A 14,186-nucleotide genomic window follows, 5' to 3' on the forward strand; every position below is an offset into this window, starting at 1 on the left:
GCCGGCTCAGTGCTGCTCGCGATGCCGGACGACGACCCGTTCGGTATCGCCAAAATACGCCCCCAGCCGCTCGGCCATGTACACCGAGCGGTGCTGGCCGCCCGTACAGCCGACCGCCACCGTCAGGTAGCTGCGGTTGTCGGTCTTGAAGGAGGGCAGCCACTTGGCGACGAAGGCGCGGATGTCGGCCAGCATCTCGGTTGCCTGCGGCTGGGCGTCGAGGAAGGCGATAACGGGCGCGTCCTTGCCGGTGAGCGGGCGCAGCGTCAGGTCGTAGTAGGGGTTCGGCACGGCGCGCACGTCGAACACGAAGTCGGCGTCCAGCGGCACCCCGCGTTTGAAGGCAAAGGATTCGAAGTACAGGGTCAGCTTCGCGTATTCGACTTCGGCCAGTTCCTTGACCCAGGCGCGCAGCTTGTTGGCCGACATTTCCGAGGTGTCGATCACGTGGCCCAGCTTCTCGATCGAGCCCAGGCGCTCGCGCTCTTCCGAAATGCATTCGATCAGCGTACGGCGCGAGGCCGGGTTTTCGCCCGGGCGCAGCTCGTGCGACAGCGGGTGGCTGCGGCGGGTTTCGGAAAAGCGCGCCACCAGCGAGTGGGTGCTGGCGGTCAGGTACATCACCTTGACGTCGTGTCCTTGTTCGCGCAGTGCGCGGACCATCACCGGCAGTTCCGCCAGCGATTCGGCGCTGCGGGCGTCCACCGCGACGGCAACGCACTTGCTGTCGGCGCCATTGATCGTGTCGACCAGCGAAGGCAGCAGGGCGGGGGGCAGGTTGTCGACGCAGTAGTAACCTGCGTCTTCGAGGACATTGAGGGCAACCGATTTACCGGAGCCCGAGATACCGGTGATGAGTACGATGCGCATGCCTTGATGATACCGCATCAGTACTTTGTTTGTCGCTATTGGTCCAACCGCTTAGTCACAGCTTAGCCGCAGCTTAGTCGCCGCTCATCGCCTGGCGCTGGCGTTCCATGAACTCCTGCAGCGTGTCGATGCCGCGCAGCTGCAGGATGGTATTGCGTACCGCGGCTTCCAGCAGCACCGCGATGTTGCGGCCGGCAGCGACGGGGATCACGACCTTGCGGATCGGCAGACCGAGCACGTCTTCGGTCGGGAAGTGGAAGGGCAGGCGCTCGACTTCCTCGTCCAGCGCGCCGCGCTTGACCAGGTGGACAATCAGCTTCAGCCGCATCTTGCGGCGCACCGCGGTCTCGCCGAAGATCGCCTTAATGTCCAGCAGGCCCAGGCCGCGTACTTCGAGCAGGTTCTGCAGCAGCGGCGGGCAGCGGCCCTCGATCATGTTCGGGGCGATACGCGAGAACTCCACGGCGTCGTCGGCCACCAGGCCGTGCGAACGCGAAATCAGTTCCAGGCCCAGCTCGCTCTTGCCGAGGCCGGAGTCGCCGGTGATCAGGACGCCCACGCCCAGCACGTCCATGAACACGCCGTGCATGATGACGCGTTGCGCCAGTTTCTTCGATAAATAGACCCGCAGGAAGTCGATGACCTGGGCCGCCGGCAGCGGGGTCGAGAACAGCGGAATGTTCTGCTCGTCGCAAATGGCGAGGATGTCCGGCGGGGTGTCCAGGCCCTGGGCGATGATCAGGGCCGGCGGGCCGCCCGCGATCATTTCGCCGATCATGTGGCTGCGCGAGCCGGTCTTGAGACGCTGGTAGTAATTCAGTTCCTGGTGCCCGAACACCTGGATACGGCCCGGGTGGATCAGGTTCAGGTGGCCGACCTGGTCGGCGGCGGAGACGGCGTCGCCCGAGATCAGGCGCTCGCCGCCGGGGAAACCTGCAAACCAGCCGAGCTGCAGGCTGTCTCGATTATCGTCGTACAGCCTCTGGATGGTCAGCGGGGTCTGGAGCATGGTCTGATTTTACCCCAGTGCCTGCAGGCTCGGTTGCCAGTTGATGATGCGCTCGTGTACCGAACGCGGATCCGGATCGGTGGCCAGCGCAGTGCGCACGGCTTCGTCCGAGAACAGCTCGGCGATTTCGGACAGGATCTCCAGGTGCTGCTGGGTAACGTGGTCCGGAATGAGCAGGAAGAACAGCAGGCTGACCGGCTGGCCATCCGGCGATTCGAAGGGGATCGGTTCGGCCAGGCGCACGAAGGCGGCGAGCGGCGACTTCAGGCTCTTGCTGCCCTTGATGCGGCCGTGCGGTACGGCCACACCATGGCCGAGCCCAGTCGATCCGAGGCGTTCGCGCGCGAACAGATTGTCCGAGACCGTCGAGCGGGCAATGCCGCAGTTGTTCTCGAAAATGAGGCCGGCCTGTTCAAAGGCGCGCTTCTTGCTCGAGACTTCCAAATCCAACTGAACGTTCTCGAGCGACAGAATTTTGCTTAAATTAGTCATATCACGCTTCGATATTGCGGTGCACCAGGTACTTGCGAGCGGGAATTATAGGCCTGTTTCATGGCCGTGACATTCGATTTCGCGTCTGTACGGCAAGCTGTTTTAGCCCCGCCATAAAACGTCGATTTGAGCGCGCGCAACCGTTTGTCATACTCACGCAATTTCCGCTACGAAATTTCAAATTTGGCGACCAGAAAGGACTGTTTCAGGCCCATCCTTCATATTTTCTAGCCGAATCTTGCCTAACTGCCCAGGTAGCGGCGAGGCGTCATGCGGCACGCTACGTCGCCTTGACGCCACGATTCTGTCGCTGGAAACGGACACTAGATGGGGGTGACGCGCGGCTTTTCACTAGCGGCCGCGCCGGGACGGTGGTCTTACTGGCGAGCGGTCCGCAAATTCGGCGGTTTTCCAGTACTGAAATTGGCGCGCCAAGGGTTGATGTCGAGGCCGCCGCGCCGGGTGTAGCGGGCGTACACGGCCAGCTTGCTCGGTTTGCAGTGGCGCAGGATGTCGGTGAAGATGCGCTCCACACATTGCTCGTGGAATTCATTGTGCTCGCGGAAACCGATCAGGTAGCGCAGCAGGCTCTCCTGGTCGATCTGCGGGCCGACGTAATGGATCTGTACGCTCGCCCAGTCCGGCTGGCCCGTCACCAGGCAATTCGATTTCAGCAGGTGCGAGACCAGGGTCTCCTCGACCGCCGCTTCGTCATGCCTGGCGCTCAGCAGTTCCGGCGCCGGCGCATAGCTGTCGATCTCGACGTCGAGGCGGTCCAGCAGCAGGCCTTCCTGCTCGCCCATCTTGAGCTTGCCGAAGTCTTCCGGCAGGGTCAGCGCCACGTGCACCGGCGCGCCGAAGGCGTTCGACAGGTCTTCGCGCAGCAGGGCCAGCAGGGCGTCCGTGTTCGCCAGACGGGTCTGGTTGAAAGAATTCAGATACAGCTTGAAGGACTTCGATTCGACGATGTTGGGCGAATCGGCCGGCGCGGTCACGGTCGCAATCGCCACTTGCGGCTTGCCGCGCATGTTTAGCCACGACAGTTCGTAAGCATTCCAGATGTCGACGCCGAAGAAGGGCAGCGTGCCGGTCAAGCCGAGCTCGTCGCGCTTTTGCTGGCGCGGGATGGGAAACAGCAGCTCGGGGGCGTACTGGGTCTGGTAGGCCGAGGACTTTCCGAGCGGCGATTGATCAGGGGTATTAGTCATTGGTTCAGTCTCGATACGCCGGCTTGTGGCGCTCCGGATCGCCGGACCGCGGCTGCGACAAAGCCGCGTATCGTACACCGTTCCAGGATTTGATGCGTATCCGGATCGCGGGCGGGGGCCGCCCGCCCTACGCGTAGGGTGGGCACCCCGTGCCCACGCGCAACATCACAGGAAAAGTTTGTAGACGGGGTTTTGGGTCTCGTCCCAATGACGATACCCGAGACTCGCCAGGAACTCCCTGAACTCATCCATCTCCCCGGCCGGCACCTGCAGCCCCACCAGAATCCGCCCAACGTCCCCACCCTGATTCCGGTAGTGGAACAGCGAGATATTCCAGTTCGGCGCCATGCTGTCCAGGAAGCGCATCAGCGCGCCCGGGCGCTCCGGGAATTCGAAGCGGTACAGCAGCTCGTCGTGGGCCAGCGGGCTCTTGCCGCCGACCAGGTGGCGCACGTGCAGCTTGGCCAGCTCGTCGTGGCTCAGGTCGAGAGTGCGGAAGCCGTGCTCCTCGAAGGTGCGGGCGACGGTCGCCGACTCGCTACGGTCGCCGATCTGCACGCCCACAAAAACGTGGGCCTCGCGCTCGTCGCTGATGCGATAGATGAATTCGGTAACGTTGCGCGGGCCGACCAGCGAGCAGAAGCGTTTAAAGCTGCCGCGCTGCTCGGGGATGGTGACGGCGAACACGGCTTCGCGCGCCTCGCCCACCTCGGCACGTTCGGCGACGAAGCGCAGGCGGTCGAAGTTCATGTTGGCGCCGCAGGCCACCGCCACCAGGGTTTCGCCCTTGACTGGATTCTTCCCCATCTGCGAACGCTCGACATAGGCCTTGGCGCCGGCCACGGCCAGCGCGCCGGCCGGTTCGAGGATGCTGCGCGTGTCCTGGAACACGTCCTGGATCGCGGCGCAGATCGCATCGGTATCGACGATCACGATCTCATCGATCACTTCCTTGGCGATGCGGAAGGTCTCCTCGCCCACCAGGCGGACCGCGGTGCCGTCCGAGAACAGGCCGACATCGGGCAAGGTCACGCGCTCGCCGGCTTTCAGGCTCTTCGCCATCGCATCGGAATCGACGGTCTGCACGCCGATGATCTTGATGTCCGGGCGCACCGCTTTCACGTAGGCGCCCACGCCCGAGATCAGGCCGCCGCCGCCGATCGCCACGAAGATCGCGTGGATCGGGCCGGAATGCTGGCGCAGGATCTCCATGCCGATCGTGCCCTGGCCGGCGATCACGTCCGGATCGTCGAAGGGGTGGACAAAGGTCAGCTTCTGCTCGCGCTCGAGCAGCAGGGCGTGATTGTAGGCGTCGGTATAGGAGTCGCCGTGCAGCACGACTTCGACGTTGGCGCCGCCGCGCGCCTTGACCGCGTTGATTTTCACGGGCGGCGTGGTGGTCGGCATCACCACCAGCGCGCGGCAGCCGAGCCGGCTCGCGGACAGGGCCACGCCCTGCGCATGGTTGCCGGCCGAGGCGCAAATCACGCCGCGCTTCAACTGCTCGGACGTCAGGTGCGCCATCTTGTTGTAGGCGCCGCGCAGCTTGAAGCTGAACACGCTCTGCATGTCCTCGCGCTTGAAATAAATGCGGTTGGCGAAGCGCTGGGACAGCGTCGGCGCGAATTCGAGCGGGGTTTCCTGGGCCACGTCGTAGACGCGCGCGGTCAGGATTTTCTTGAGGTAGTCGGTAGTCATGGCGGATCCAATAGTTTTCCGGGCGACGCTGGACTGTCCTGCTGTGGCGGTAACCGATGAGGCGTGCAGTGTGGCAGGCGGTGCCGGGTGGAGCGAAGCCTACCGTGTCGTGATGCTTGGTTTTTCCTCATTATAATGGACTCGTCAACCTTCAACACCACCACCCCATGATCGAGTCCGCCGTCCTCTGGCTGCTGAAAATCCTTGCCGCGCCGGCCGTCGGGCTTACCTCCGTCTTCCTGATCGCCTTCGTCTCGGCCACCCTGCTGCCGCTCGGTTCGGAGCCGGCCGTGTTCGCGGTCGTCAAAGCCAATCCGGCGATGTTCTGGCCCACGGTGCTGGTCGCCACCCTCGGCAACACGCTGGGCGGCGTCGTCGATTACTGGATCGGCTACCGCGCCAAGGTGGCCTTCGCCAAGGAGCGGAAATCGCGCTGGTTCCACTGGCTGGCGCGCTACGGCTCGAAGACCATGCTGCTGTCCTGGGTGCCGGGCATCGGCGACCCGCTGTGCACGCTGGCCGGCTGGCTGCATCTGCCGTTCTGGTCCAGCGTGATCTACATGGCGATCGGCAAGTTCGGGCGCTATATCTTCATGACCGCGACCCTGCTGTATGTGCCGGATGGGTGGTGGAAGGCGATCGGGGAGACGACTAGCCGCTGGTTCGGCTGATTACTCAGTTCTTCTTGAAGCACTCATCCGCGGTCCACGCCTCCTGCACCCGGCACTCGCCGCGCGGCAGGGCCGCCAGCACCCGTTCCTTCGCAGCGGCCACCGAGCTGCGCTGGGCGGCCAGGATGGCGCTCAGGCGGTCGATTTCTTCCAGCCGCGCTGCCAGTTGACCGAGCAGCGCGTCCTTCAGCGCATCGCCGTGCAGTGCGGTGATCGTCCGGATCGTGTCCAGCGAAAAGCCGAGGTTCTGGCCCAGCTGGATCAGGTCGAGGCGATCCAGCGCCGCAGCCTGGTAGACCCGGTAGCCATTCGCGCCGCGCTGCGCCTTCGGCAGCAGGCCTTCCCGTTCGTAGTAGCGGATGGTCGATGCCGGAATGCCGGTGCGCTCCGCCAGTTCGCCGATTTTCATCTCCATTTTTTTGCTTGACCTTGAAGTTGACTTCAAGCTTAGGATACCTCATCGACATAAAACTGAAGGAAGTCCCATGCTGTTCATGCCCCTGACCCTGCCGAACGGCGCCGTTGTCCCCAACCGCCTGGCCAAGGCCGCGATGGAAGAAACCCTGGCCGACGCAGGCCAGCTGCCGGGACCGAGAATCCAGCGCCTGTACCGGCGCTGGGCCGAGGGCGGGACCGGCTTGATCATCACCGGCAACGTGATGGTCGACAGCCGTGCCCTGACGGGCCCGGGCACCATCGCCCTCGAAGCCGGCACGCCGCTGGCGCCCTTCCAGGCCTGGGCCCAGGAGATACGCGCACATGGCGCGCAAGCCTGGATGCAGATCAGCCACCCGGGCCGCCAGGTGATGGCGAACATGGGAGGACTGGCATGGGCGCCGTCGGCGGTGGCGCTGGACCTGGGCAAGCACAGCAAGCTGTTCGCGCAGCCGGTGGCGATGAAGGAGGGCGATATCGAGGAGGTCATCGAGCGCTTTGCCGCCACCGCCCATGCGGCCGAACAGGCGGGCTTCACCGGCGTCCAGATTCACGCGGCGCACGGTTACCTGATCTCGCAGTTCCTGTCGCCGCTGACCAACCGCAGGGACGACGCCTGGGGCGGCAGCCTCGCCAACCGCGCGCGCCTGCTGCTGGAAGTGGTGCGGGCGGTGCGCAGGCGCGTGGCGCCAGGCTTCTGCGTGGCCGTGAAACTGAATTCCGCCGACTTCCAGCGCGGGGGCTTTTCCGAAGACGATGCCCGCCAGGTGTTGACAATGCTGAATCGGGAGCAGGTCGACCTGGTCGAACTCTCGGGCGGCAGTTACGAAAGCCCCGCCATGCAGGGCCGCACCGCCGACGGCCGCACGCTCGCGCGCGAAGCCTACTTCCTCGATTTCGCCAGGGATCTCGCGCAGGTGGCCAGGATGCCGCTGATGACGACCGGCGGCATTGCGCGCCGCGCCATCGCCGAGCAGGTGCTTGCGAGCGGCGTCGCCATCGTCGGCATCGCGACCGCGCTGGCCGCCGTGCCCGATTTGCCGCGCCAGTGGCAGGCGGGGAGCGAGCCGGTGGCCCGCATGCCGTCCGTCACCTGGAAGGACAAGGCGCTGAACAGCCTGGCGCAGATGGCGCTGGTGCGGCGGCGCCTGCATGCGCTGGCCAAGGGCGGCGGGGCGCTGGCCGCTTACAGCCCCTTGTTCACGATGGTGCTCGACCAGTTGCGCGGTGCGCGCCTGACGCGGCGTTACCGGGCCTGGAACGCGGCCAGATCGACCCTCCGTGGATAAGATACCAGCTTACTCACAACGCCGAGTTTTCGGTGCAAAAACGCGTTTTTATGCATCGGAAATTTGCATGGAAGCGCGTTTTTCCGATGTTTGTGCTAAAACGGAGATGTAAAAATCGCTCGTGATCCAGCGTGGTGCATCGCAATAAGCTAGAATGGCTGTCCCCTACGCGCCAGTTCGTCAGCATCCGATAGCCCATGAACGCACCAGCAAACATCCACGCCCTGCTCGAAGAGAACGCGCCCGCCCGCCTGCGCGAGATCCCGTACAACTACACCTCGTTTTCCGATCGCGAGATCGTGATCCGGCTGCTGGGCGAATCTTCGTGGCGGCTGCTGGACGAACTGCGCGGCGCACGCCAGACCGGGCGCTCGGCGCGCATGCTGTACGAGGTACTGGGCGACATCTGGGTGGTGCGCCGCAACCCGTATCTGCAGGACGACATGCTGGACAACCCGAAACGGCGCGCCAAGCTGATCGAGGCCCTGCATCACCGCCTGGCGGAAGTCGACAAGCGCCGCCTGACGGTGGACACGAACGACAATACGGACCCGGCCACTGCCGCAGCGCGCAGCCACGCGGTCGAGCAGCTGCTCGAAGCGGCCCGTAAAGCGGTCGACGATTTCGGCCGCGAGTTCCGCGAGATGTACGACCTGCGCAAGCGCGCCAAGACCGTGCTGGGGCGCTACACCGACAAGCGCAACATCCGCTTCGACGGCATGCACCGCACCTCGCACGTGACCGACGCCACCGACTGGCGCGTCGAATACCCCTTCCTGGTGCTGGTGCCGGACAGCGAGGACGAGATGGCCGGCCTGGTGAAGGGCTGCATCGAACTCGGGCTGACCATCATCCCGCGCGGCGGCGGCACCGGCTACACGGGCGGCGCGATCCCCCTGAGCCCGATGTCGGCGGTGATCAACACCGAAAAGCTGATCGCCATGGGCGAGGTCGAGATGAGCCGCCTGCCGGGCGTCGATCGCGAATACGCGACCATCTACACCGGCGCCGGCGTGGTCACGCAGCGCGTCTCGCAGGCGGCCGAGAAGGCCGGCTTCGTGTTCGCGGTCGATCCGACTTCGGCCCACGCTTCCTGCATCGGCGGGAACATCGCCATGAACGCGGGCGGCAAGAAGGCCGTGCTGTGGGGGACGGCGCTCGACAACCTGGCGTCCTGGCGCATGGTCGACCCGAACGGCGACTGGCTGGACGTGACCCGCGTCGACCACAACCTCGGCAAGATCCACGACGCCCCGGTCGCCACCTTCAAGCTGGAGTGGACGCATCCGTCAGAGAAGGGCGCACCCAAGGGCGCGCCGTTCCGCACCGAGACCTTGAGCATCGAAGGCCGCCGCTTCCGCAAGGAGGGCCTGGGCAAGGACGTCACCGACAAATTCCTGGCCGGCCTGCCGGGCATCCAGAAAGAGGGGACGGATGGCCTGATCACGTCTTCGCGCTGGATCCTGCACAAGATGCCGAAGTTCACGCGCACCGTGGCGCTGGAATTCTTCGGGCAGGCACGCGATGCGATTCCGTCTATCGTCGAGATCAAGGATTACCTGGACAGCCTGCCCAAGAACGGCAAGCCGGAATTCGAGAGCCTGCGCCTGGCGGGCCTGGAGCACCTGGACGAGCGCTATCTGCGCGCGGTCGGTTACGCCACCAAATCCAAGCGCGGCACGCTGCCCAAGATGGCGCTGTTCGGCGACATCGTCGGCGACGACGAGAACGCGGTGGCGCAGGCGGCATCGGAAGTGGTGCGCATCGCGAACACCCGCGTGGGCGAAGGCTTCATCGCCGTCAGCGCGGAAGCGCGCAAGAAATTCTGGCTGGACCGCGCCCGCACCGCGGCCATCGCACGTCACACCAACGCCTTCAAGATCAACGAAGACGTCGTGATTCCGCTGAACCGCATGGGCGAATACACGGATGGCATCGAGCGCATCAACATCGAGCTGTCGATCAAGAACAAGCTGCAGCTGGTCGGGGAACTGCATGCGCTGATCGCTTCGGGTCAGCTGGAAGTGACCAAGGCCGACGACGCCACCGGCGAAGGCGTGTCGAAGGAAGAGATTCTGGGCGACCGTCCGCAGCAGGCGGAAGAACTGCTGGCGAAGACCGCGGCGCGCTGGGGCTGGCTGCTGGCCAACCTGGACCAGCCGCTGAAGGAAGCCTTGCCGAAGCTGGCGGAATTCGGCCTCGACGGCTTCTACGACACGTTCACGCGCCGCCTGGCGGAGCAGCCCGACGCCACCCTGTTCGACGTGGTGCAGGACCACACCGTACGCGTCTCGTGGAAGCAGGATATCCGCGCGCCGCTGCGCCACATCTTCAACGGCGCCGCCTACAAGCCGATCCTGGACGAAGCGACCGCCATCCACCAGCGCGTGCTGCGCTCGCGCGTCTTCGTGGCGCTGCACATGCACGCCGGCGACGGCAACGTGCACACCAACCTGCCGGTGAACTCGGACGATTACGCGATGCTGCAGGATGCGCACAAGGCCGTCGAGCGCATCATGAAGCTGGCCCGTTCGCTGGACGGCGTGATCTCGGGCGAACACGGTATCGGCATCACCAAGCTCGAATTCCTGACCGACGAAGAGATCCACGACTTCCGCGAGTACAAGAAGCGCGTCGATCCGGAAGGCCGCTTCAACAAGGGCAAGCTGCTCAACCTCGATGGCGCCTACGCCGACCTGCGCAACGCCTACACGCCGTCCTTCGGCCTGATGGGCCACGAGTCGCTGATCATGCAACAGAGCGACATCGGCGAGATCGCCAACAGCATCAAGGACTGCCTGCGCTGCGGGAAGTGCAAGCCGGTCTGCACCACCCACGTGCCGCAATCGAATCTGCTGTATTCGCCGCGCGACAAGATCCTCGCGACCTCGGCGCTGATCGAAGCCTTCCTGTACGAAGAACAGACCCGCCGCGGCGTCTCGATCCGCCACTGGGAAGAATTCGAGGACGTGTCCGACCACTGCACCGTGTGCCACAAGTGCGTGACGCCGTGCCCGGTCAACATCGACTTCGGCGACGTCTCGATGAACATGCGTAACCTGCTGCGCAAGATGGACAAGCGCAGCTTCAAGCCGGCGAATCGCGCCGCCATGTTCTTCCTGAACGCGACCGACCCGACCACCATCAACGCCACCCGCAAGGCGATGGTCGATTGGGGCTACAAGGCGCAGCGCATGGGCGCCAGCGTGCTGAAGGCGGTGGCGAAAGAGCAGACCAAGGCGCCGCCGCCGACCACGGGCAAGGCCCCGATCCGCGAGCAGGTGATCCACTTCGTGAACAAGAAGATGCCGGGCAACCTGCCGAAGAAGACGGCGCGCGCCCTGCTGGACATCGAGGACGACAAGGTCATCCCCATCATCCGCAATCCGAAGGTCACCAACGCCGATACCGAGGCGGTGTTCTACTTCCCGGGCTGCGGCTCCGAGCGCCTGTTCTCGCAGGTGGGCCTGGCGACCCAGGCGATGCTGTGGGAAGTCGGCGTGCAGACCGTGCTGCCGCCGGGTTACCTGTGCTGCGGCTATCCGCAGCGCGGCGCCGGCCAGTACGACAAGGCCGACAAGATGATGACGGATAACCGCGTGCTGTTCCACCGCATGGCCAACACGCTGAACTACCTGGACATCAAGACGGTGCTGGTTTCGTGCGGCACCTGCTACGACCAGCTGGCGACCTACGAGTTCGAGAAAATCTTCCCGGGCTGCCGCATCATGGACATCCACGAATACCTGCTCGAGAAGGGTGTGAAACTGGAAGGCGTGACCGGTACCCGCTACATGTACCACGACCCCTGCCACACGCCGATGAAGCTGCAGGATTCGATGAAGACCGTGAACGCGCTGGTGCAAACCGTGGACAACGTGAAGATCGAGAAGAACGACCGCTGCTGCGGCGAGTCGGGCACCTTTGCCGTGTCGCGTCCGGACATCGCGACCCAGGTCCGCTTCCGCAAGGAAGAAGAAATGGAGAAGGGCGCGGATAAACTGCGCGCCGACGGCTTCAAGGGCGACGTGAAAATCCTGACCAGCTGCCCGTCCTGCCTGCAGGGCCTGTCGCGCTACAACGATGACAGCGGCACCACTGCCGACTACATCGTGGTCGAGATCGCGCGCCATCTGCTGGGCGAGAACTGGCTGCCGAATTACGTGGCCAACGCCAACAACGGCGGCATCGAAAGGGTGCTGGTATGACGTCCAAAGTGGCGGGTTGCGAGCTGTGTGAGTTGGCGGCTTCTTCAAAGGTTGTCGCCAACGATAAATTCGCGGTGATCCTCGCGGACGAGGCCAATTACCCCGGCTTCGCCCGCGTCATCTGGAACGAGCACGTGCGCGAGATCAGCGACCTGGCGGATGCGGACCGCCTGCTGCTCAACGACGCCGTCTGGAAGCTGGAGCAGGCGGTGCGCGAGGTGATGCAGCCGCTGAAGGTGAACGTGGCCAGCCTGGGCAATGTGGTGCCGCACCTGCACTGGCACGTGATACCGCGCTACGCGGACGATGCGCATTTCCCGGCGCCGGTGTGGGCGCAGGCCGTGCGTGCGACGGACCCGGGCGTGCTGGAGGAGAGAAGGGCACTGCTGCCGCAATTGAAGCAGGCGATCGAGCGGAAGTTCGCAAACGGCTAAAATCCAGTTATCGCAAACCACCGTCGTTCCCGCGAAAGGGGGAACCCATACGCCGCGTGCACATAAGCTCAGCATGGATTCCCGCTTTCGCGGGAATGACGACTCACCTGTTACGGTTCCACTGACACCATGCCCAACCCAACCAACCTCACCATCCGCCAGCAGTCCAAAATCCTGGAAATCGCCTTCGACGACGGCGCCGCCTTCGCCATCCCTTTCGAGCTGATGCGCGTCTATTCGCCCTCGGCCGAAGTGAAAGGCCACGGACCCGGCCAGGAAGTGCTGCAGGTCGGCAAGCGCAATGTCGGCATCCAGGGCGTCGAGCCGGTCGGCAATTACGCCGTCAAGCCGCTGTTCACCGATGGCCACGATTCCGGCATCTACACCTGGGATTACCTGTACAAGCTGGGTAAGGAGCACGACGCGCTGTGGCAGGGCTACCTGCAGCGCCTGCACGCCGCCGGTTTTGCAGGCGACAGCGGCCGCGAGCCGGGCACGGTGCTGCCGGGCGCCCCCGAGAAGGCGGCCAGCGGCTGCGGCCACAAGCACTAAGCAGCAGGTAAACGAAAAAAGCGCCGGCGAAACCGCTCGGCGCTTTTTTTATGCCGGCTCAAGCCGGCTGGTCGGCTTTATGCCTGCGGCTGGATGTTGGCAGCCTGCTTACCCTTCGGGCCGGTGGTGATATCGAAGCTGACGCGCTGGTTTTCCGCCAGGGACTTGAAGCCGGCCGTGTTGATCGCCGAGAAGTGCGCGAACAGATCGTCGCCGCCATCATCCGGTTTGATGAAGCCGAAGCCCTTGGAGTCGTTAAACCATTTCACAGTGCCAGTCGCCATGTCTTTTCTCTCTTTAAAGGATTGTCCAAACTCTGCCTTGCCCCAGGTCTTCGCCTGGCGGACTCAACAAAGCTGAATCACTATAAGCAAAATTTTAAGAAAGTGCTGCACGATTGAAAGAAAGTTTTTGACAGTGTTGTTATTTCCGCGACAACAGCTCAGCAGTATGCGCGGGACTGAATCCATTGGGAAAATATGCTTGCGCCGGCGAATGTTTTTCTAGATCGCAGCGTGCACGCGCCACCCAGCAGGCCGCTTGTATAATGCAAGAAGATCAAACTGGCAAACGATAATGACCAACACCACCCATTTCGGTTACAAGACCGTCTCCGAGGACGAGAAGGTTCACGAAGTCGCCAAGGTTTTCCACTCGGTCGCGTCGAAATACGACGTGATGAACGACCTGATGTCCGGCGGCCTGCACCGCATCTGGAAGACCTTCACCATTGCCCAGGCGGGCATCCGCCCCGGCTTCAAGGTGCTCGACATTGCCGGCGGCACCGGCGACCTGGCCAAGGCCTTCGCCAAGCAGGCGGGGCCGAGCGGCGAGGTCTGGCTCACCGACATCAACGAATCGATGCTGCGGGTCGGCCGCGACCGTCTATTGAATAAAGGTCTAGTAACCCCCACCTTGTTGTGCGATGCCGAAAAGCTGCCCTTCCCGGATAATTATTTCGACCGGGTCAGCGTGGCCTTCGGCCTGCGCAACATGACGCACAAGGACCAGGCGCTGGCGGAAATGCGCCGTGTGCTCAAGCCGGGCGGCAAGCTGCTGGTGCTGGAGTTCTCGAAAGTGGCCGCGCCGCTGCAGAAGCCGTACGACGTTTATTCGTTCTCGGTGCTGCCGTGGCTGGGCCAGCGCATTGCGGGCGATGCCGAGAGCTACCGCTACCTCGCTGAATCCATCCGCATGCATCCGGACCAGGAAACCCTGAAGTCCATGATGGAAACGGTGGGCCTGGAACGCGTGCAGTACTACAACCTGACGGCCGGTGTGGCTGCACTGCACACCGGCATCAAACTTTAAGGTGTCCAC

At 63.8% G+C, this 14,186-nt stretch carries 13 protein-coding genes; 6 read left to right on the forward strand and 7 right to left on the reverse strand.

Features of this window, described 5'->3' with window-relative positions:
* Window positions 1-6 precede the first annotated feature (6 nt).
* The 5 genes from rapZ to ilvA form a co-directional block, all read right to left on the reverse strand.
* Complete coding sequence (gene rapZ, locus AC07PE_RS24205; protein WP_498769306.1) at window positions 7-870, reverse strand: RNase adapter RapZ; 864 nt, start codon at window positions 868-870, stop codon at window positions 7-9.
* Window positions 871-943: 73 nt separating this feature from the next.
* Window positions 944-1,879 carry an HPr(Ser) kinase/phosphatase gene (gene hprK / locus AC07PE_RS24210; protein ID WP_230024320.1) on the reverse strand — a complete coding sequence of 312 codons (936 nt, stop codon included), beginning with the start codon at window positions 1,877-1,879 and terminating at the stop codon, window positions 944-946.
* Window positions 1,880-1,888: 9 nt separating this feature from the next.
* Window positions 1,889-2,371 (reverse strand): PTS sugar transporter subunit IIA, encoded by a 483-nt coding sequence (locus AC07PE_RS24215; protein ID WP_258843953.1) that lies wholly within the window; start codon window positions 2,369-2,371, stop codon window positions 1,889-1,891.
* A gap of 377 nt (window positions 2,372-2,748) precedes the next feature.
* Window positions 2,749-3,579, reverse strand: coding sequence for an NADPH-dependent 7-cyano-7-deazaguanine reductase QueF (gene queF, locus AC07PE_RS24220; protein WP_498769309.1), 831 nt, complete (start codon window positions 3,577-3,579; stop codon window positions 2,749-2,751).
* 165 nt (window positions 3,580-3,744) lie between these two features.
* Window positions 3,745-5,277, reverse strand: a complete 1,533-nt coding sequence (ilvA, locus tag AC07PE_RS24225) for a threonine ammonia-lyase, biosynthetic (protein ID WP_498769311.1) — start codon at window positions 5,275-5,277, stop codon at window positions 3,745-3,747.
* 167 nt (window positions 5,278-5,444) lie between these two features.
* Here ilvA and AC07PE_RS24230 point away from each other — a divergent pair, with 167 nt between their 5' ends.
* Window positions 5,445-5,948 carry a YqaA family protein gene (locus AC07PE_RS24230; RefSeq protein WP_498769313.1) on the forward strand — a complete coding sequence of 168 codons (504 nt, stop codon included), beginning with the start codon at window positions 5,445-5,447 and terminating at the stop codon, window positions 5,946-5,948.
* A gap of 4 nt (window positions 5,949-5,952) precedes the next feature.
* Here the strand turns inward: AC07PE_RS24230 and AC07PE_RS24235 are convergent, their stop codons facing one another.
* Window positions 5,953-6,357 (reverse strand): MerR family transcriptional regulator, encoded by a 405-nt coding sequence (locus tag AC07PE_RS24235; RefSeq protein WP_498769315.1) that lies wholly within the window; start codon window positions 6,355-6,357, stop codon window positions 5,953-5,955.
* 76 nt (window positions 6,358-6,433) lie between these two features.
* On the opposite strand from AC07PE_RS24235, the gene AC07PE_RS24240 reads away from it, so the two are divergent.
* From AC07PE_RS24240 to AC07PE_RS24255, 4 genes are all read left to right on the forward strand, one after another.
* Entirely contained in the window at window positions 6,434-7,672 is a 1,239-nt protein-coding gene (locus AC07PE_RS24240; protein ID WP_498769317.1) for an NADH:flavin oxidoreductase/NADH oxidase family protein, read from the forward strand.
* 197 nt (window positions 7,673-7,869) lie between these two features.
* Complete coding sequence (locus tag AC07PE_RS24245; protein ID WP_498769319.1) at window positions 7,870-11,880, forward strand: DUF3683 domain-containing protein; 4,011 nt, start codon at window positions 7,870-7,872, stop codon at window positions 11,878-11,880.
* On the forward strand, window positions 11,877-12,314 hold the full coding sequence (locus tag AC07PE_RS24250; protein WP_498769320.1) for an HIT family protein: 438 nt from the start codon (window positions 11,877-11,879) through the stop codon (window positions 12,312-12,314). The genes AC07PE_RS24245 and AC07PE_RS24250 overlap by 4 nt, the downstream gene beginning before the upstream one ends.
* A 129-nt stretch (window positions 12,315-12,443) precedes the next feature.
* The gene (locus AC07PE_RS24255; RefSeq protein WP_498769321.1) at window positions 12,444-12,866 is read left to right on the forward strand and encodes a gamma-butyrobetaine hydroxylase family protein; all 423 of its coding nucleotides are present in this window, start codon (window positions 12,444-12,446) and stop codon (window positions 12,864-12,866) included.
* Window positions 12,867-12,943: 77 nt separating this feature from the next.
* Here the strand turns inward: AC07PE_RS24255 and AC07PE_RS24260 are convergent, their stop codons facing one another.
* The gene (locus tag AC07PE_RS24260) at window positions 12,944-13,150 is read right to left on the reverse strand and encodes a cold-shock protein (protein ID WP_258843944.1); all 207 of its coding nucleotides are present in this window, start codon (window positions 13,148-13,150) and stop codon (window positions 12,944-12,946) included.
* Window positions 13,151-13,442: 292 nt separating this feature from the next.
* Between AC07PE_RS24260 and ubiE the strand changes: the two genes are divergently transcribed.
* Entirely contained in the window at window positions 13,443-14,177 is a 735-nt protein-coding gene (gene ubiE / locus AC07PE_RS24265; RefSeq protein ID WP_498769323.1) for a bifunctional demethylmenaquinone methyltransferase/2-methoxy-6-polyprenyl-1,4-benzoquinol methylase UbiE, read from the forward strand.
* Window positions 14,178-14,186: the final 9 nt, after the last annotated feature.

This window comes from Telluria sp. GW821-FHT07G12 (assembly GCF_059418525.1).

Bases quoted from the DNA above. Each gene is read 5' to 3' on its own strand.
- queF (WP_498769309.1), bottom strand. From the start codon at position 3,579: ATGACTAATACCCCTGATCAATCGCCGCTCGGAAAGTCCTCGGCCTAC.
- AC07PE_RS24255 (WP_498769321.1), top strand. From the start codon at position 12,444: ATGCCCAACCCAACCAACCTCACCATCCGCCAGCAGTCCAAAATCCTG.
- AC07PE_RS24260 (WP_258843944.1), bottom strand. From the start codon at position 13,150: ATGGCGACTGGCACTGTGAAATGGTTTAACGACTCCAAGGGCTTCGGC.
- hprK (WP_230024320.1), bottom strand. From the start codon at position 1,879: ATGCTCCAGACCCCGCTGACCATCCAGAGGCTGTACGACGATAATCGA.
- rapZ (WP_498769306.1), bottom strand. From the start codon at position 870: ATGCGCATCGTACTCATCACCGGTATCTCGGGCTCCGGTAAATCGGTT.
- AC07PE_RS24240 (WP_498769317.1), top strand. From the start codon at position 6,434: ATGCTGTTCATGCCCCTGACCCTGCCGAACGGCGCCGTTGTCCCCAAC.
- AC07PE_RS24235 (WP_498769315.1), bottom strand. From the start codon at position 6,357: ATGAAAATCGGCGAACTGGCGGAGCGCACCGGCATTCCGGCATCGACC.
- AC07PE_RS24230 (WP_498769313.1), top strand. From the start codon at position 5,445: ATGATCGAGTCCGCCGTCCTCTGGCTGCTGAAAATCCTTGCCGCGCCG.
- ubiE (WP_498769323.1), top strand. From the start codon at position 13,443: ATGACCAACACCACCCATTTCGGTTACAAGACCGTCTCCGAGGACGAG.
- AC07PE_RS24245 (WP_498769319.1), top strand. From the start codon at position 7,870: ATGAACGCACCAGCAAACATCCACGCCCTGCTCGAAGAGAACGCGCCC.
- AC07PE_RS24215 (WP_258843953.1), bottom strand. From the start codon at position 2,371: ATGACTAATTTAAGCAAAATTCTGTCGCTCGAGAACGTTCAGTTGGAT.
- AC07PE_RS24250 (WP_498769320.1), top strand. From the start codon at position 11,877: ATGACGTCCAAAGTGGCGGGTTGCGAGCTGTGTGAGTTGGCGGCTTCT.
- ilvA (WP_498769311.1), bottom strand. From the start codon at position 5,277: ATGACTACCGACTACCTCAAGAAAATCCTGACCGCGCGCGTCTACGAC.